The 16640-nt window shown below is 51.3% G+C and carries 17 protein-coding genes and 2 riboswitches; of the genes, 14 read left to right on the top strand and 3 right to left on the bottom strand.

Annotation, left to right across the window (positions count from 1 at the left end):
- The first annotated feature begins 4 nt into the window (after positions 1 to 4).
- The 5 genes from O4H49_RS19765 (at position 5) to O4H49_RS19745 (ending at position 6412) form a co-directional block, all read left to right on the top strand.
- Positions 5 to 979 (top strand): ABC transporter ATP-binding protein, encoded by a 975-nt coding sequence (locus O4H49_RS19765; protein WP_269425155.1) that lies wholly within the window; start codon positions 5 to 7, stop codon positions 977 to 979.
- Entirely contained in the window at positions 976 to 2025 is a 1050-nt protein-coding gene (locus tag O4H49_RS19760) for an ABC transporter ATP-binding protein (protein WP_269425154.1), read from the top strand. The genes O4H49_RS19765 and O4H49_RS19760 overlap by 4 nt, the downstream gene beginning before the upstream one ends.
- Positions 2026 to 2099: 74 nt before the next feature.
- Positions 2100 to 3677: an ABC transporter substrate-binding protein gene (locus O4H49_RS19755; protein WP_269425153.1), complete on the top strand. Its 1578-nt coding sequence runs from the start codon at positions 2100 to 2102 to the stop codon at positions 3675 to 3677.
- Positions 3678 to 3846: 169 nt separating this feature from the next.
- Positions 3847 to 5685: a CocE/NonD family hydrolase gene (locus O4H49_RS19750; RefSeq protein WP_269425152.1), complete on the top strand. Its 1839-nt coding sequence runs from the start codon at positions 3847 to 3849 to the stop codon at positions 5683 to 5685.
- Between the two features lie 205 nt (positions 5686 to 5890).
- Positions 5891 to 6412 carry a CBS domain-containing protein gene (locus O4H49_RS19745; protein ID WP_269425151.1) on the top strand — a complete coding sequence of 174 codons (522 nt, stop codon included), beginning with the start codon at positions 5891 to 5893 and terminating at the stop codon, positions 6410 to 6412.
- 89 nt (positions 6413 to 6501) lie between these two features.
- On the opposite strand, the gene O4H49_RS19740 is transcribed toward O4H49_RS19745, so the two are convergent.
- From O4H49_RS19740 to O4H49_RS19730, 3 genes are all read right to left on the bottom strand, one after another.
- Positions 6502 to 7293 carry a DUF4198 domain-containing protein gene (locus O4H49_RS19740; protein WP_269425150.1) on the bottom strand — a complete coding sequence of 264 codons (792 nt, stop codon included), beginning with the start codon at positions 7291 to 7293 and terminating at the stop codon, positions 6502 to 6504.
- Between the two features lie 122 nt (positions 7294 to 7415).
- A riboswitch (cobalamin riboswitch) is annotated at positions 7416 to 7626 on the bottom strand.
- A gap of 75 nt (positions 7627 to 7701) precedes the next feature.
- The gene (locus O4H49_RS19735) at positions 7702 to 8277 is read right to left on the bottom strand and encodes a TetR/AcrR family transcriptional regulator (RefSeq protein WP_269425149.1); all 576 of its coding nucleotides are present in this window, start codon (positions 8275 to 8277) and stop codon (positions 7702 to 7704) included.
- A 108-nt stretch (positions 8278 to 8385) separates the two neighbouring features.
- A riboswitch (cobalamin riboswitch) is annotated at positions 8386 to 8607 on the top strand.
- Positions 8599 to 8739, bottom strand: coding sequence for a hypothetical protein (locus tag O4H49_RS19730; RefSeq protein ID WP_269425148.1), 141 nt, complete (start codon positions 8737 to 8739; stop codon positions 8599 to 8601). (Overlaps the previous riboswitch by 9 nt.)
- A 72-nt stretch (positions 8740 to 8811) precedes the next feature.
- Here O4H49_RS19730 and O4H49_RS19725 point away from each other — a divergent pair, with 72 nt between their 5' ends.
- The 9 genes from O4H49_RS19725 to O4H49_RS19685 all read left to right on the top strand — a co-directional run bounded on the left by O4H49_RS19725 (position 8812) and on the right by O4H49_RS19685 (position 16554).
- A complete protein-coding gene (locus O4H49_RS19725) occupies positions 8812 to 9600 on the top strand; it encodes a DUF4198 domain-containing protein (protein ID WP_269425147.1) in 789 nt (262 codons plus the stop codon).
- A gap of 14 nt (positions 9601 to 9614) precedes the next feature.
- Positions 9615 to 10412 carry a cobalt transporter CbiM gene (cbiM, locus tag O4H49_RS19720; RefSeq protein ID WP_269425146.1) on the top strand — a complete coding sequence of 266 codons (798 nt, stop codon included), beginning with the start codon at positions 9615 to 9617 and terminating at the stop codon, positions 10410 to 10412.
- On the top strand, positions 10399 to 11034 hold the full coding sequence (locus O4H49_RS19715) for a cobalt ABC transporter permease (RefSeq protein ID WP_269425145.1): 636 nt from the start codon (positions 10399 to 10401) through the stop codon (positions 11032 to 11034). The genes cbiM and O4H49_RS19715 overlap by 14 nt, the downstream gene beginning before the upstream one ends.
- A gap of 1 nt (position 11035) precedes the next feature.
- Positions 11036 to 11821, top strand: a complete 786-nt coding sequence (cbiQ, locus tag O4H49_RS19710) for a cobalt ECF transporter T component CbiQ (protein ID WP_269425144.1) — start codon at positions 11036 to 11038, stop codon at positions 11819 to 11821.
- On the top strand, positions 11821 to 12507 hold the full coding sequence (locus O4H49_RS19705) for an energy-coupling factor ABC transporter ATP-binding protein (protein WP_269425143.1): 687 nt from the start codon (positions 11821 to 11823) through the stop codon (positions 12505 to 12507). Before cbiQ ends, O4H49_RS19705 begins: the two co-directional genes overlap by 1 nt.
- 280 nt (positions 12508 to 12787) lie before the next feature.
- Entirely contained in the window at positions 12788 to 13942 is a 1155-nt protein-coding gene (locus O4H49_RS19700; protein WP_269425142.1) for a TAXI family TRAP transporter solute-binding subunit, read from the top strand.
- A 250-nt stretch (positions 13943 to 14192) separates the two neighbouring features.
- Positions 14193 to 15569, top strand: coding sequence for a leucyl aminopeptidase family protein (locus O4H49_RS19695; protein ID WP_269425141.1), 1377 nt, complete (start codon positions 14193 to 14195; stop codon positions 15567 to 15569).
- Between the two features lie 119 nt (positions 15570 to 15688).
- Positions 15689 to 16135, top strand: a complete 447-nt coding sequence (locus O4H49_RS19690) for a universal stress protein (protein ID WP_269425140.1) — start codon at positions 15689 to 15691, stop codon at positions 16133 to 16135.
- Positions 16136 to 16209: 74 nt separating this feature from the next.
- Positions 16210 to 16554: a MarR family transcriptional regulator gene (locus O4H49_RS19685; protein WP_269425139.1), complete on the top strand. Its 345-nt coding sequence runs from the start codon at positions 16210 to 16212 to the stop codon at positions 16552 to 16554.
- The last annotated feature ends 86 nt before the right edge of the window (positions 16555 to 16640 follow it).

Raw genomic sequence — 16640 nt, 5'->3', positions numbered from 1 at the left:
GAACATGGCTGAACCGATTCTATCTGTTTCCGGGCTTTGCACCGAGGTGGTTTCTGACGAAAGGGTTGCGCGTATTGTCCGGGATGTAAGCTTTGATCTCTACCCCGGAGAAATTCTGGGCGTTGTCGGGGAATCAGGCTGCGGTAAATCGATGATGGGTTTTGCTTTGCTAAATCTGCTTGATCCGCCAGCACGGGTTGCCAGTGGCTCTGTCTCTTATGCAGGGCAAGATATCACCAAGCTGCCTCATGAAGATTTACGTGGGATAAGGGGAAACCGGATCGCGATGATCTTCCAGGATCCCATGGTATCCCTGAATCCGGTGCTGACAATCGGGGAACAGATGATGGAAGCCGTCCTTGCCCATCAAAATGTATCCAGAGAAGAGGCAAAGGCGAGAACAGTTGAAGTCCTGGAGATGGTTGGTATCCCGAAACCGGCTGAACGTCTGAAAGCCTATCCGCATGAATTTTCTGGTGGCATGCGCCAGCGAGTAGTGATTGCGACCGCCTTTCTAAACCAGCCTGACATTATCATCGCCGATGAACCGACGACAGCCCTTGATGTAACAATCCAGGCACAAATTCTGGCAGAGGTACAGAAAATGGCGGCTCAGAACGGTACTGCTGTGATTTGGATAAGTCATGATATGTCTTTGCTCTCTGGTCTGGCAGACCGGGTGATGGTGATGTATGCGGGACAGATTGTTGAATCCGGGTCGACCGCCTCAATTATCGAGCAGCCAAATCACCCCTATACCCGGGCACTTATGGGGGCTATTCCCGTCCCCGGACGAAAAAAACTCGAAATACTGCGGGGCTTCCCTCCTAATCTTCTCGGTGAATTCACTGGTTGCGCATTCGCACCCCGTTGTCCTGTGGCAAGGGATCATTGTGAAGTTGAACGACCTGAGTTACGCGGAACTGAGCTGAGTCATGCCCGGTGTCACTATCCGTTGCAAGAGGGGGCGCGTTCATGAGTATGCCTCTACTTGAGCTTTGCAATATATCGCGGATATTCACCCGGAATGATGGTGTTTTTGACAAGCTGGCCCGTCGATTAGCTATTGGACGACCACTGGAAAATCTGGTCGCAGTAGACAATGTGTCCATGGTTGTGAACCGGGGAGAAACGGTTGGTATTGTCGGCGAGTCCGGTTGTGGCAAGTCGACACTTGGACGGGTTGCTGTACAGCTATTGGCCCCGACTTCTGGGAAGGTATGCTTTGAAGGTAAAGATATTGCAACCTTGCCAGCAGAAGAAGCCCGCCGCGCCAGGTTCAAGTTGCAGATGGTATTCCAGAATCCCTACACCAGTCTGAATCCGCGCAGGCGAGTGGGCGAAACCGTCATTGAAGCTGCTGTTGCGCATGGGCTTGTCGCCAAAGCTGATGCCCGTGATGCGGCGATCGAGGCAATGGGACGTGTGGGACTGAAACCGGATTTTATTGATCGTTTCCCGCATGCCTTGTCAGGTGGCCAACGGCAGCGCGTCGGTATTGCCCGGGCACTGGCTGTCGACCCGGCCTGTGTCGTATTTGACGAGGCGGTTGCTGCGCTGGATGTCTCTATCCAGGCTCAGATCCTGGAACTGCTGGTCGAATTGCGGCAAAATTCTTCTTTTGCATCTGTATTTATCAGTCACGATCTCAATGTTGTACGCTATATCGCTGACCGGGTTGTGATTCTCTATCTTGGCCGGGTCGTTGAAACAGCTTCAACCGCCACCTTGTTTGATAACCCGCACCATCCCTATTCCCGGGCATTGATGGCTGAAGCGCCGCAATTGAAAGCGCAAAAGAAAACTTTCACACCGATTGTCGGGGAGCTGCCTTCTCCGTTATCCCCGCCATCCGGGTGCCAATTCCATCCCCGATGCCCCCATGCCATGCCTCGTTGCAAAACTGATCAGCCGATGCTTCGTCAATTGGGAGACAGGCATTTTTCGGCTTGTCATCTGGAGGTGGGGCAAGGGGAAGAAGGTCGGATAGAGGAGGCCGGGAAGAGGAAAGTAGTGCAGGCATAGCCTGTGTGATGAAAACCCTAATAACAAGCCCGCCACCAAGTCGGGATACGTATGCATCTGAAGGGAGCAAGACTATGATAACGACAAAAAATTGTATGTTGGCAATGGCATTCCTGGCGACATCTGGCCTGGTGTCATCAGCTTCAGCAGACACGCTTCGACTTGCCCTGGCGGGCGAACATCAGTCGGTTGATCCACATTTTTCGAGAACATCGCCGAATCAAAACACAGCATCGAATATCTTTGAAACACTGGTAAGTGTGGACGAAAAGATGCAGATGGGGCCCATGCTTGCGACGTCTTGGCAAAACATCAATCCGACGACATGGGAAATCGAGTTGAAGCAGGGGGTCACTTTCCATGATGGCAGTACCTTTGACGCTGCGGATGTTATTTCGTCAGTAGAACGTATTCCAAATGTCGAGGACTCGCCGTCTTCCTTTATCAGCCTGGTATCAAGCATTGCCTCAATTGAAGCGCTGGATGCACATAAACTGAAAGTCACAACAAAAGAGCCGGCTCCGGATTTTATGGAGCAGATCGGTGGCGTTTACATCATTCCTTCCGAGCTGGGCGTGACAATCAAGAGTGCTGATTTTGATTCGGGGCAGGCGACTATCGGTACTGGTCCCTACAAGTTTGTATCCTGGACGCCGAATGAAAGTCTGGTGCTGAAAGCGAATGAGCAATATTGGGGTGAAGTTCCCGGCTATTCGGATGTGATAATACGGTATATTCCAAATGCGGCATCCCGCGTCGCGACATTGATGGCAGGTGATGTTGATGCAATCGATCAGGTGCCACCTTCTGATGTTGCTGTGGTTAAGGCCCGTGACGGACTGGAAGTCAGCAGCTCGATTTCTGGGCGGTTGATTTATCTGCACCTGGATTCTGATCGGGAACAGACACCCTTTATCAAAGGGAGCGAAGGGGGAGAAATCAACAACCCGCTACGGGATAAACGCGTCCGCAAGGCTTTGTCCCTGTTGATTGATCGCAACAGGATTGTTGAACATATCATGGATGGCCGGGCTGTACCGGCGGGCCAAATGGTTCCCGAGGGTTTTATCGGATTCAACCCGGAGATCAAGACACCTGCTTATGATCTGGAAGGCGCAAAGGCCCTGTTGACTGAGGCTGGCTATCCAGACGGTTTTTCCCTGACGATCCATGGACCAAATGACCGTTATGTAAATGATGCCAAAGTAATCCAGGCGCTTTCACAGCTGTTTGCGCGTGGCGGGTTGAAAAGCTCTGTCGAAGCCATGCCCAAAAGTATCTATTTCAAATCCGCCTCGAAAAGAGAGTTCAGTGTGTTTCTGGTTGGTTTTGGAACGACTTCGGGGAATTCAAGCCGGGGACTGGAACAGGTACTCTCCAGTTATAACAAGGAAGCAGGCATTGGAACGTTCAATCGCGGGCGTTTCTCCAACCCCGCTTTTGATGATGTGATGACCAGGGCGACAGCAACATTTGACGATGATGAGAAAGAGCAACTTCTTAAAGAGGCAGCCACGATCGGATTTGTTGAGGAACAGGGAATTTTACCGCTCTATTTCGAAGAGCTGATCTGGGCTCATTCGAACAAGGTCGCTTATAAAATCGGACCCGTAGAGCGGACTCTGGCTGCTGATTTCAGACCTGTTGATTGATTTGGTGGAGTGCTCGAGTGGCCTGATTGGCTACAGCGTGGAAGACGGGGTCGTTTTTGACACCGTCTTTCCCGAGAAGAGCACTGATCGCGGAACAGGTGATCCTTTGACTGATTAATTTGCATAAGGCTACGTTTTGAAAATCCTTACTGCTGGGGTGCTGTGAGCAATGGCCCGTGATATTTCTATCCCGCATGACATGCCCTGCGAATTCACTGAAATGGTGAAAATGCGTGACGGTACCAGTCTGGCAACAGATATCTATCTGCCTGAGTCCGGACATTGCGGACCGGTTCTGATTGAACGAACTCCATATAATCGCAAAGGAGTTTCCGGTTCAGAAATGTGTCTGGCGAGTGGAGTTGCTCTGACACGTGTCGAGCTGGCACGATGGTTTTGTGCCCGTGGATATGGCGTTGTGATGCAGGATGTTCGGGGACGCCACGGTTCCGAAGGTATCTTTTCAAAATATATCAACGAAGCCGAGGATGGCTTTGACAGTTATGCGTGGATTGTAGAGCAACCCTGGTGTGATGGTCGAATCTGTTCGATGGGTTTGTCTTATGGGGGACACACCCAGTTGGCAGCCGCCTGTGCAACGGCACCAGGACTTTCGGGAATGTTCCTTGATACCGGTGGATTACTGAATGCCTATGAGCACTCAGTCCGTTACGGAGGAGCCTTTGAATTAAAACAGCTTACATGGGCGTTCAAGCACGCTCGTCAGTATGCTATTGATCAAGGGGATATGGTTGCAGTAACTCATTTTGAGTCTCTTGATTTGACTCAGGAAGTGCTGAAAGCGGATTGGAAAAGAGGCAAATCCCCTTTGGCTGTTGTGCCGGAATATGAAGCTTATCTTCTGGATCTCTGGGAACAGGAAACAGCACCAGTCGAATGGTTGGGAGCGGCGACTTGTGCCGAACGCTGGTTTGACCGGATGCCCGATGTTCCCGTATTTTTGTTGGGTAGCTGGAATGATCCCTATGCCCAGTCAATGAACATCCTCTACGAGGAAATGAAACGGAGGTTTACCAGCCCGGTTCAGTTGCTTATGGGGCCGTGGCTCCATGGTCGCCGGAATCAAAGCTATGCTGGAACCGCAGATTTCGGGGCAGCGGCAACGTTAAATAAACTGACAGGTAGAAGCTTTCCAGAGTTGCGGCTTGCCTGGTTTGACTTTGCTCTGGGTAAAACAGAGACCCCCTGGCAAGACGAAAACGTATATTTTGAAATGGGGGGAGGGGACTGGTCCTGGAACGAAAGAGGACATCTGGATGTCTCCGGGCGCTGGTTGTCGAAGGTTACGACACAAGCCTCACCGGAAGAGCAGGTGTTCCGCCTAGACGAAAATGATGTTTTACAAGCCCAAACCCGGGTTTCCTCTACAGGGGGAACACCCCAGGTACATTCTCTGACCATGACACCAGATGACCCTTTTCGTACCATCGGGGGGGCCATTACTTCTGGTGCCCCGATCATGGAGGGAGGGATGTTTCTTTACCCGGGTACGGGAAACCCTGAATCCCCTTTCAACCGCCCGGATATTCTTGTTTTTGAAACAGCTCCCCTTTCAGAAGACATGCTGATATGCGGTACACCTCTGTTGAACTGTCAGGCTTGTTCTGACGCGGAGGATTTTGATCTGGCTGTTTTCCTGTTTGAAAAAAGACAGGGGCCTGATGATTTTTCGGCGCTGAATATCACCGATGGCATCCAACGCGCACGGTTTGCTGATCCTGAGAGAAACGGTCTTGCTTTGTCTCCGGGGGAAGAAGTCAAGATTGAGGTCAGATTAATGACGACAGCTTATCGTCTGAAGAAGGGAGGGCAACTGCTGGTACTGATGACGGGCGGAAATTTTCCGCGGTTCGATGTGAATACCGGTACCGGACGGAGTGTGCCGACAGAAACAGGCAGCTGGAAACCCGAGATATCGGTCAAGATCAGAGATATTGGGCTAAAGATTCAGACACAAGAAGGAGTGCCCCTCTTTCACTTTTTATAACGGGTGTGATCCGGCTTTTGTTTCCTCATTTGTCCTTTGAGAAAGCCGGGGGTGACCGGGGTGTTTTGATAATTGTTGCAGGATCGGCAAACTGATGCCGATTTTCAATTTTCCTGCAACAGGATTATTTTGATAATCATGATTAATAAACCGCAAAATCTTGTGTTATAGTTTTCTGAACAAGGAAGAACGAGGAGGGTCAGTAATGGTATTTTCCTGTGATTTCAATGCCGCTCTTTTTCAGAGTGATAGCGGTTCAGGGACTGAAACAACAGGCAATTTTCTGGGAACAGCTGGTGGGGCTGTCAAGGATGTTCTGGCTGATAAAGGGGGGGATATTCACACCATAAGCCCGGACCATACTGTCCAGGAAGTGGTGGATATGCTCAATTCTTTCAAAATCGGCGCACTGGTCGTGGCCGACGCGGAAAAACGCCCAATTGGCATCGTGTCAGAACGCGATGTGGTCAAGGGAATTGGCAATGAAGGAGTGGCGTTGTTCCAGAAAAAAGTCAGCACAATAATGACTGCCGATCCAAGCTGTTGCAGCCCTGATGCACGGATCCACGAGGTTATGCAAAAAATGACAGACGGGCGCTTTCGCCATATGCCTGTTGTCGTAGATGGCAAACTTTGTGGCATGATTTCAATCGGGGATGTTGTCCGTAAACGTTTGCAGGAACTTGAGTACGAGAACCAGCAAATGATGGCTTTTATGGCTGGTTGACCTGGTTCTCCTCCATCGCGACTGCGCCGGGATCTTTTGATCCCAGCACAGTGTTGCGAAATGTATTACCTGATTGATCCAGGTAAATTTCAGGGCATGTTCTGGGTGTGAACCCAGATCAGACCGCCTTCTTCAACAGGCGCTTCAGTTCCGTCAGGAGCAGGAAGGGTTTTTCCTGTGTCGAGCAGAGCCGCAAAAACCCACCAGCCGGCTTTGGGCATGGCGTAATGAAAAACGCCATTCTCATCCGTTCGGATCGTCTGGGTAATGTACGGCGTCGCAAGGGGAGTGATTTTTCCTTCTCCACGGTATTCGATTTCGATAATCGCATCCCCTTCGGGAGTTCCGTTATTCATGACTTGTCCCGAGAAGATGTTGCCTGTCCATAACCCGTAGGGACGGCTGAGAGGCATGATCTCTACAGGAAGCCCGACGGGTGTTTCCCAGCCATTTTCCAAACCATAGGCATTCACAACCACCTTGGTGTGATGGATGATCATGGTTTTTTCTTCTGCTTCCCAGTAGGGAGAGGGACTGGCGTAAAAGGTATAGTCTCCGGCTCGACGAATGCTGTAGTCGGCGGTGTAGCTTTGCACTCTGGCAGGATTTAAGGCCATTGGCAGGGTCTCTACGATGAGCTGCCCGGTCAGATCATGTTTCCCGTCTACAGTTTGTACACCAAAGCGGTCGAGGCGCTCGATGTTCATCAAAGGCCCGCCTTCCATAGGGTGGGTAAAGCGAATGTCAAAGGATAGACGACTTTCCCCGCTTTTGGTGACGAGGGCGGTTGAAGGTACAAGTTCCAGGAAATGGGCACTGGCTGGGGAAATAATTCCCGAAAATCCGGCAAGGAGCAGGAGGAGGTGTCGTGAAAAAAACATGGTTCGCGCTCTGTCAAAAAGGTTTACTAGAACGACAGAAACGCACTTTACCGGCGTCCCTGCCAAACGACAGGCACGCCACACGACGGAAGGTCCGCCCCAATGAAAGACCCCGTTCATTGGACTGGTGACGTTATGACGGCAGGTTTCCTGACTGACAGTTCGAGAAAGCACACTGGACAGCAGATGTTCTGATATCCTGAGGTTACCCGACTGAACACAGTTGCGGGGGCAGTTCCGGCTAAAAGTCCCCTGATGGGCAGACTCCTCCGTATTCCCTTTTAATCACCGGACTGAATTTATGCCCGGTTAACCGACACGGGCGCAGTTTGCTGAGATAAGGGGTGGGGGTCAAGCGGGATTTTCCAGGCCGATCGCGCCAGAGCGGCAAGAAGATTTATTATAGGTTTACAGGATGCCGCGTGTGTTTTTGCTGTCGGCGAGCAGGGCACGGGTCTGAATGGAGGCGAGGTCTCTTGCCCAGGAATCGTTGGCTTTGGGAAAGAGGCTGTAGAAACCGATATAACCAGCATAGTCAATAACTGCATAATTTCTGGCTGCTTCGGGTGTCAGACTGGAAGCACGCTCGTACATGCCCGAGAGAAGATCCAGACGGATGTTGTCGATTTTCTCGACCGAGCTACGCACGGCTGCATCAGATTGAGCCCATGTTCGCATAGCGATATCAGCAGCAAAATCCTTCTCGAAAGCCAGGGTGAAGAGCATCTCATACTGTGCTTCCGGATCTTCCACATCTTTCACGGCTTCAAAGAGATCCTTGGTGTAATCTTTTTCCCAGAAGGCGAGCAGGGCCAATTTGAATGCTTCCAGATCTTTGAAGTGGTGATAAAAACTGCCTTTTGTCAGGTTCATTTCCTTGCAAAGGCGGGCAATGGTCAAAGACCAGGGGCCTTCCTGTGCGAGAAGGGCCAATGCTGTTGCAAGCCAACTCAGGCTGCTGGCGGTTGGGAGGGACGGAGTCATTTGTCGAGGTCACTATTCTGGAAAAGAGGCATACCGGGTAGTATGGTTATTTTTGATAATTTTCCAAGAACTCCTTGTTGAAGCTTGCCACTTTTTTCTTGCCCGCATAGACTGCGCCGCATGTTTGGTTCCCCAAGGGTGAAGCCGCCTGGGGATTAAAAGGGAACACGGAAGGAGTCTGCCCATCAGGGGACTCTTAGCTGTGGCTGCCCCCGCAACTGTAAACGGTGAGCTCTCGTCAGCGATGACCACTGGCCATAGGCCGGGAAGGTTTGATGATTGAGCGTTGACCCGTGAGCCAGGAGACCTGCCAGCATAACGTCACGAAACCGAAGGGCGGGGAGCACCATCGGGGCGGACATCCGTTTGTGGCGTGCCTTTGAGCCGAGTTGCCGAAGCAGAGTTGCCGGAAAGATCCGGCATTTTGTGGATGGCGGGATGTCTTGCAAAGTCAGCCTTCATCCAGCAACTCAATCAGGAACGTTATCCCCAGCCGATTACAGAGCTGCTGGGGACTAAAGGGTATGAAACGAGATGAACAAGGTTTTCTTTGCCGGGCTGCTTGTTGCCGGAACGGCTGTCTTAACGTCTGCAGCGCAGGCACATTTTCAACTGCTTTTTACGCCGGAGACCATGCTGGAAAAGGGCGGCGTGGTTACTTTGAAAATGCCATTTACCCATCCGGCGGATTCCGGCCATGTGATGGAAATGGGTGCGCCGCTGGAATTCTATTCCATTCACAAGGGTAAAAAGACTGATCTGCTTGGACAGTTGAAGGAAATCAACTGGACCAGCAGCGAAAACACCGGCAAGGCCTTTGAGGCTGAACTCAAACTTCGTGGTCTCGGGGACAGTGTGTTTGTGCTGGTGCCGACTCCCTATTACGAAGCCAGCGAAGATGTCTATATCCAGCAGCTGACCAAGTCCTATATCAATGTCGGGGATCTTCCTACCGACTGGGACAGTGAACAGGGACTGAAAACTGAAATCCGCCCGCTTGGTAAACCCTACAACGTTATTGCGGGGGGGACTTTTTCCGGAGTGGTTCTGTCCGAGGGCAAACCGGTACCTTTTGCAGAAATCGAAATTGAATATATGAATTTTCCAGCAGAGCCGGAAAAAAACCGCTTTTCGGAAACGGCTCTGATTTCGTCTCCGGCACATGCCCTTCGGGCTGATGCTTCCGGAACGTTTACCTTTGGCGTGCCCAAAGCCGGATTCTGGGGCATTGCTGCTCTGGGTACCGGCCCGGACAGCGAATATGAAGGCAAGACTTTGTCGCAGGATGCAGTGATCTGGATCCAGGCCCGGGATATTGACTAGAAAGAGAGCGCGCTATGCATATTGTTGATGGTGCCCTTTCGAACCCTGTGCTGATCGGAGGCGGCCTTTTGGCCGCCTCCGGCGTTGCCTATAGCCTTAAAAAACTTGAACCCGAAGACCTGCCCCGCGTCGGGGTTCTCTCTGCGGTGTTTTTTGTGGCGTCGCTGATTCACGTTCCCCTCGGGTTTTCGTCGGTTCATCTGATACTGAACGGTTTGCTGGGGATCATTCTGGGCTGGGCCGCTTTCCCGGCTCTGGCTGTGGCTCTTTTGTTGCAGGCAGTCTTTTTTGGTTTTGGCGGGCTTACTGTCCTTGGGGTGAATGCGGTGAACATCGCTGTGCCAGCCCTTCTGGTGTATTTCCTCTGCCGCTGGGGGCTTTCAGCAGAAAAACACCTGCTTGCCAAACGTGTTGCGGATGGCCTTTTTCTTGTGTTTTTCCTGATTACGATCTGGGCAGGCTTTGCCCTTTATCAACTGTATCAGGTTGAGGGAGGCAGCTGGAGCGTAACCGTTAACAGCGTTTCTCTGATCCTGTTTTCTGGGGTGATGGCCTATGGCTATTTTCTCTATCGGCGCGGGATCTTGTCTGTGGCCGGTTTTTGGGGATTTCTTGGGGGATCTTTATCGATTTTCCTGACTGCAGTCATGGTGGCGATCTCTCTTGCCCTGTCTGGCGAAGAGTTTGGCAAGGCTGCGGAATTTGTCATTGTCGCCCACTTCCCTGTCATGGCCGTTGAAGGACTTTTGACGGCGGCAACAATTCAACTGATCACCAAAGTCAAACCGGAGCTGTTACATGCCGTTCGATAAAACAAGATTGTCTGGTTTGTGTCTTGCCCTTTTCCTTGGGGTAACCACAGTCAGTTCCGCCTGGGCCCACAAGATAATTTCTGCGGCCTATCCCGACGGTAACAAGATCGAGGGAGAAATCGGCTTTTCAAATGGGGATATGGCGGCAAATGTTCTGGTGATTGTCAGTGATGTTGAGGGAAACAAACTGGGAGAGGTCACGACGGACGAAGAAGGTTTTTTTACCTTTGTTACCACGACAAGAGTAGATCATCATTTCCGTGCTGATCTCAGCGCTGGTCATATTGCCAGTTTTGTTGTCACGGCCGATGAGCTTCCAGAGACGCTGGAAGGTGAAAAGAGCCTCGAAAATGAAATCGTTACCGAGGGGCCAGGTGATACTGTGAATACAGGGATGGCTCCGGTTGCAGCGTCTGCTTCTGTTACAGCAGGCACGATGATGGATGAAGAGCTGTTCAAAAGTATTGTTGGCAAGGAAGTGAGTAAATTGCGTAAAGAACTCGCCCTTTTTAAAGAAGAACGCCGCTTTCAGGACATCCTGGGGGGGATCGGGTATATCCTCGGCATCTTTGGTATTGCATCTTTCCTGCTCGGTCGACGCAAGCCTGTGAAGGATCAATAGAATGACACAGGTACTCGGGGAAGTTTCCAGGTCCTGGACACTGGACAAACACCAGCAGACACAGGAAGCATTCCTTCAGAGTCTTGATCCCCGGGTACGGCTGCTTGTCTGCGTTCTCTTTTCCTGTGTGGTTTCTGCCTTGCACGATATGATGGCCCTGACCCTTGCCCTTGGAATCGGTTTGGGCCTGTCGCTCTTTGCCCGGCTGCCTATCTGGACAACGGTGCGTAAAGTCGTGGTGGTTGATTCCTTTATCCTGGTGCTGGTTCTGACGCTGCCTTTCACCATGCCAGGCGAAGTGATCTTTTCTTTCTGGGGCTGGGAAGCGAGCAGGGAAGGGTTGTTCAGGGCAGCAGAAGTCGGCTTAAAAGCCAATGCGATTCTCTTTTCCCTGATGGCTCTGATCGGGATCATGGAGCCTTCAGTACTGGGGCATGCGCTCTATCGTCTAAAAATTCCGATCAAGCTGGTTCATCTTTTCCTTTTCACGGTGCGCTACATTGATGTGTTCTATAAGGAATACAAAACCATGCGCATGGCGATGAAAGCCAGAGGGTTCGTCCCGCGTACGGATCTGCATACGCTGCGTTCCATCGGGTATCTTGTCGGGATGATGCTGGTGCGAAGCCTGGAACGTTCCGACAGGATCATGGAGGCGATGAAATGCCGGGGATTTGACGGTCGTTTCTATATCCTGGATACGATGAAATCAGGTCCTCGTGACCGGATATTTGCGGTTGTTTCGGCTGTTACACTATTAGGGCTTCTGGCCGTGGGATATCTTTAATGTCGCTACCTCTGATCACGTTACGGGATTTGCATTTTTCCTATGCGGGGGGGCTGGAAGTTCTCAAAGGGGTGAGCTTTGATTTGCACCCGGGGGAAAGAGTCGCACTGACAGGCAGCAACGGGGCAGGGAAAAGCACGTTGCTTCGGCTGATCAATGGACTGGAAAAACCGGATCAGGGACAGATAGAAGCTTTTGGATCCCTGCGGCAGCAGGAGAAAGACTTTCGCGAGGTGCGCGTCAGGGCCGGGTTGGTGTTCCAGGATCCTGATGATCAGCTGTTCTGCCCGACTGTGGCGGAAGATCTTGCCTTTGGCCCCCTGAACCTCGGCAAATCGCATCAGGAAGTGATGGACATTGTCGGTCGGACCCTTTCGCTACTCCATCTGGAAGATCTGGCTCACCGGATTACCCACAAGCTCTCTGGCGGACAGAAGCGCCTGGTTGCTCTGGCAACCGTGATGGCTTTGGAACCGGATGTTCTTTTACTTGATGAGCCAACCAATGATCTTGACCGGGAAACCAAGCAACGGCTGATTGCGATTTTGACAGAATTGCCCCTGGCAATGGTTATCGTGTCGCACAATCATCATTTCCTGAACAGGGTGGCAACCCGACAGGTGGAACTTTCCGAGGGCCGTCTCTTCGAGGCTGCGGAAGAAAAGGCGACTGTTCTGGAAATTTGAGTTTTGCCAGTGTCGTACCTGCCTTTTTTTTGCCTTTGAGGCGCCTTTTTGTCTTGCGATCTTTCTGGGTGAAAGGTCGGGAATTATGCCTTCGTTTGTTGAAGGTCTGAAAGTTAAGGCGTCATTTAAAACACAAGAGCAGCAGAAGTTTGATCTGGGTTAATAGTTCCAGATAAAAATATTCAATGGGCTCAATGTTCTAATTAACTTTTAACTTATTATGGCCTAGGATAAAGAAAGCTTCCCGGAGACCTACCTGTAAGTAGAGAAAGGCAGTCCGTTGTCTGCGGCGTCCTCAATTATTCGTACCCTGTTAAACGTTCCACAAGCATTTGTTTCCATTCTGATATTGTCGTTGTTTTCGAGTCTGTCCATGGCTCAGGACACACCAATTTTCCGAATTGGTACCGGGGCGACGGTGGGGAACTACTTTCCCATTGGCGGTATAATTGCCAACTCCATCAGTAAGCCTATCGGATCGAGGGACTGCGACAAAGGCGGCAACTGCGGTGTTCGTGGCCTGCTGTCCAACAGCGTGGCAACTGAAGGGTCGGTCGCCAATATAAACGGGATAGCCGATGGGCTGCTTGAGGGCGGGTTTGCTCAGGCTGACGTCGTTTACTGGGCTCTGAAGGGCGAGCATATCTTTCGAACCCGGGGGGCTGTTGGGAATATCCGCAGTATTGCCAATCTTTATCCTGAAGCCATGCATCTGGTTATCAGCAATACCAGTGGTATCCGTTCGATCGAAGATCTTCATGACCGGAAGGTTTCCCTTGGCCCAGTCGGCTCGGGGTCAAATGCCGGAGCCCAGCTGTTGCTTGAAACCAGAGGGGTGCGGATAGCAGAAGAGAATCTTTCGTATCTGAACGATAGTGAAGCTTACGAAGCAATGCTCAAGGGTGATATTGATGGCTTCTTTACCATTGCCGGAATCCCTGCCCGGCTGGTCAAGGCGTTGGCCGATCAAAGTCGAATTACTCTTCTGTCCTTGAGCGAGGTGGATCTTGATGTGCTGCAGGAAATTTATCCCTTCTTTTCTGCAGGAGTCATTGAGGTGGGGACCTATCGTAATGTTCCCAACACGCCTGCTTTGTTGGTCCCTGCACAATTTCTGGTGCGTGAAGATCTGGACGATGAGCTCGTCTACGGTATTACCAAAGCACTCTGGCATGAGAGCACGCAGAAAAAGCTTAGAGATGGTCATGAACTGGGGCATATGATCGTGATCGAAAAAGCCCTTGATGGCCTGATAATGCCTTTGCATCCTGGTGCGGAACGTTTCTATCGCGAGATCGGAATGATTGCGGATGATAGTGCTGTGGAAGAGGCGACAGAAGCACTGGAAGGCGAAGTCGCAGCAGAGGAAAATGAAGCAGAGGTGCTAAAAGGGGAGGATAATGTTCCCGCAACGGACGTCCCTGCTGCCGAGTAAACAACATTCCTTTATATACTATCATCACGTTTGTTGACCTGCGGTGGTCTTTCTTTTGACCACACAGCTGTTAGTCTGTGTGATGCAATCCTGGTGTTCACCAGGATGAGATGACCTTTTGCCGCGTATATCCGGGTGTATTTTCCTATTCACCGGGAGGCAGTTGGCATAGACTGGCGTTGTTTTCAAAAGATTGTTTTTATCTATCCGTATATTTACCCCTCACCTGACAATACCGAGAAGGTTCGTAATGAGTTTCCAGCTGATCGATAGTTCTGACAAGCAGACTGTATCTCTTCATTTTATCAACAAGACTGCTCTTGAAGGTAAACTAGCGGAAAAAGGACTCGTGGGGTCCTGGCTTGGCGCGAGCAAATTTTTGGCAGAAGAAGGATCTTTCTGCCTTGTGCCAAATGCTACAGGACAGATCGAGTGTGTTTTTATCGGTCTTGGGAATGAGGAAGATCCCGGTATCTGGACTTTGGCGGGGCTGAGTGAAAGCCTGCCAGCGGGTTCATACCAAATTGCAGATTCGCTTGCTGAAGAACAGGCCAGCGCTGTTGCTTTGGGCTGGGCATTGGGCAGTTACCGTTTCACCCGCTACAAGGAAGATACACGAGAACAGGCCACACTGGTCTGGCCAGAAAAGGCGGATCGTACAGTGGTGTTGTCCCTTGCATCTGGCGCACAGCTCACCCGGGATCTGATCAATACACCGAGTAACGACATGGGACCTGAAGAGCTTGCGACGGCAGCCTCCCAACTGGCGGGTGAATACGAAGCCGAGTGCAACGTCATTGTCGGCGAAGATCTTCTTACTGCAAATTACCCTGCGATCTATACCGTTGGCATGGCCTCTGATCGGGCGCCGAGGCTGATTGATCTCAGATGGGGCGACAAGGGACCCAAGATTACTCTGGTCGGCAAGGGTGTCTGTTTTGATACGGGCGGACTGGATCTGAAATCTGCAGCGGGTATGCTGTTGATGAAAAAGGATATGGGGGGGGCAGCCCATGTTCTGGGACTGGCAGCGGCAATCATGCAGAGCAATCTGACTTGCCAGTTGCGGGTCCTGATCCCTGCCGTGGAGAATGCCGTGTCAGGAAATGCTTTCCGCCCTTCAGATGTGATCAAAACACGCAAGGGGCTGACGGTGGAAGTCGGCAATACCGATGCTGAAGGTCGTCTGGTCTTGTGTGACGCGCTGGCCGAGGCGGATCGTACCAAACCTGATCTTATTCTGGATTTTGCCACCTTGACCGGAGCGGCCAGGGTGGCGCTTGGAACTGATCTTGGGGCGATGTTCTGTAACGACGATGAACTGGCGGACAGGCTCCGCAGGCATTCTGTCGAGCAGGGCGATGAAATATGGCGTCTGCCTTTGCATAAGCCCTATCGCAAATTGCTCGACAGCAAAATTGCTGATCTGAACAATGTTTCAGGTGGCCCCTATGCCGGGGCGATCACAGCGGCGCTCTATCTCGCAGAATTTGTTGAGAAAGAAACCCCTTGGGCGCATTTTGATATCATGGCCTATAACATGTCAGCCCGTCCCGGCCGACCTGAAGGAGGGGAAGCCATTGGCCTGAGGGCTGTTTATGCGATGGTCAAAGAGATGGTAAGCTAGACCCCTGATATTTCTGCAGCTCTGGATTGTCGACAGAGATTGGGAAAATTCTCTTATCTTGTGATAGTCTTATTCTGGATGTGGTTATTAAATGCCAAAATTAAAAATGGAGTATGGCAATGTTTGAAAAGATCCTGTGTGCCGTTGACGGTTCCGCCCATAGCATGCGCGCTGTCGAAAAAGCAGCGGCTCTTGCCGTCAAGTTCGAGGGCGAAATCATTTTCCTGACAGTCGCCAAGGCCGTGAAAATGAACGAGGGCCTGCGTCGGTTCATGGAAGTTGAGCACATCTCCGGCCAGGATGCCCAGTATGTTCTTGATTCTTTTAGCCAGGAAGTGCTGGCAGAAGCCAAGGGTATCGCGAAGAAAGCAGGGGTCAAGAAAATCAAAACCGAAGTGAAAATCGGCCAGCCTGCCCGCTCCATTGTTGAATATGCAGAGGGTAACAAGGTTGATGCCATCGTCATGGGAAGTCGTGGCCATGGGGATCTGGAAGCTTTGTTGCTTGGTTCTGTTTCTCACAAAGTCGCGAGTTTGAGCAAGGTAACCTGTATTACTGTTCGATAGACCAAGGTTTGGCTTGAGCTGTTCTCTGTTTTCGTTCTAGAATCATTACGAATGCGAAACATTCGGAGCGAACAATGGATATTGCAGCTAAGCAGGCCCTTGAATTGTGGCGGGGTGTGATGGTTCTGGCGCTTCAGAAGGACTTGCCAGACCTCACCTCACGCCAGTTTACCTTGTTGCTGCATGTCTATCTGAAGGATCAGGCCCATACGGTTCGGGGGCTGGCCGAAGAGCTGAACATGTCCAAACCTGCCGTTACCCGGGCGCTGGATCGCTTGGGCGGGCTGGATTTTGTCCGCCGTAAAACCGATGACAAGGATCGTCGCTCCATTCTGGTGCAGCGCACGGTTAAAGGTTCTGTTTTTCTGAGAGAGTTTGGGGATATGGTGGAGATCTATGCAGCTGAGGTTTCAGGCTAAAGCGTTTTGCTTTTGATCTGAATCGGTTTCGGGATTCCCAAAAGCGGTATTCTATGATTCACTTTCGGGAGGAGGTGTTTCATGGG

It is taken from the genome of Kiloniella laminariae (assembly GCF_027214005.1).
Lineage (GTDB): Bacteria > Pseudomonadota > Alphaproteobacteria > Kiloniellales > Kiloniellaceae > Kiloniella > Kiloniella laminariae_A.
This window is presented reverse-complemented; position numbering and strand designations above follow the sequence as displayed.

Bases quoted from the DNA above. Each gene is read 5' to 3' on its own strand.
- O4H49_RS19730 (WP_269425148.1), bottom strand. From the start codon at position 8,739: ATGAAGGCTGACTTTGCAAGACATCCCGCCATCCACAAAATGCCGGAT.
- O4H49_RS19750 (WP_269425152.1), top strand. From the start codon at position 3,847: ATGGCCCGTGATATTTCTATCCCGCATGACATGCCCTGCGAATTCACT.
- O4H49_RS19715 (WP_269425145.1), top strand. From the start codon at position 10,399: ATGCCGTTCGATAAAACAAGATTGTCTGGTTTGTGTCTTGCCCTTTTC.
- O4H49_RS19760 (WP_269425154.1), top strand. From the start codon at position 976: ATGAGTATGCCTCTACTTGAGCTTTGCAATATATCGCGGATATTCACC.
- O4H49_RS19725 (WP_269425147.1), top strand. From the start codon at position 8,812: ATGAACAAGGTTTTCTTTGCCGGGCTGCTTGTTGCCGGAACGGCTGTC.
- O4H49_RS19765 (WP_269425155.1), top strand. From the start codon at position 5: ATGGCTGAACCGATTCTATCTGTTTCCGGGCTTTGCACCGAGGTGGTT.
- cbiQ (WP_269425144.1), top strand. From the start codon at position 11,036: ATGACACAGGTACTCGGGGAAGTTTCCAGGTCCTGGACACTGGACAAA.
- cbiM (WP_269425146.1), top strand. From the start codon at position 9,615: ATGCATATTGTTGATGGTGCCCTTTCGAACCCTGTGCTGATCGGAGGC.
- O4H49_RS19755 (WP_269425153.1), top strand. From the start codon at position 2,100: ATGATAACGACAAAAAATTGTATGTTGGCAATGGCATTCCTGGCGACA.
- O4H49_RS19740 (WP_269425150.1), bottom strand. From the start codon at position 7,293: ATGTTTTTTTCACGACACCTCCTCCTGCTCCTTGCCGGATTTTCGGGA.
- O4H49_RS19705 (WP_269425143.1), top strand. From the start codon at position 11,821: ATGTCGCTACCTCTGATCACGTTACGGGATTTGCATTTTTCCTATGCG.
- O4H49_RS19685 (WP_269425139.1), top strand. From the start codon at position 16,210: ATGGATATTGCAGCTAAGCAGGCCCTTGAATTGTGGCGGGGTGTGATG.
- O4H49_RS19735 (WP_269425149.1), bottom strand. From the start codon at position 8,277: ATGACTCCGTCCCTCCCAACCGCCAGCAGCCTGAGTTGGCTTGCAACA.
- O4H49_RS19745 (WP_269425151.1), top strand. From the start codon at position 5,891: ATGGTATTTTCCTGTGATTTCAATGCCGCTCTTTTTCAGAGTGATAGC.
- O4H49_RS19695 (WP_269425141.1), top strand. From the start codon at position 14,193: ATGAGTTTCCAGCTGATCGATAGTTCTGACAAGCAGACTGTATCTCTT.
- O4H49_RS19690 (WP_269425140.1), top strand. From the start codon at position 15,689: ATGTTTGAAAAGATCCTGTGTGCCGTTGACGGTTCCGCCCATAGCATG.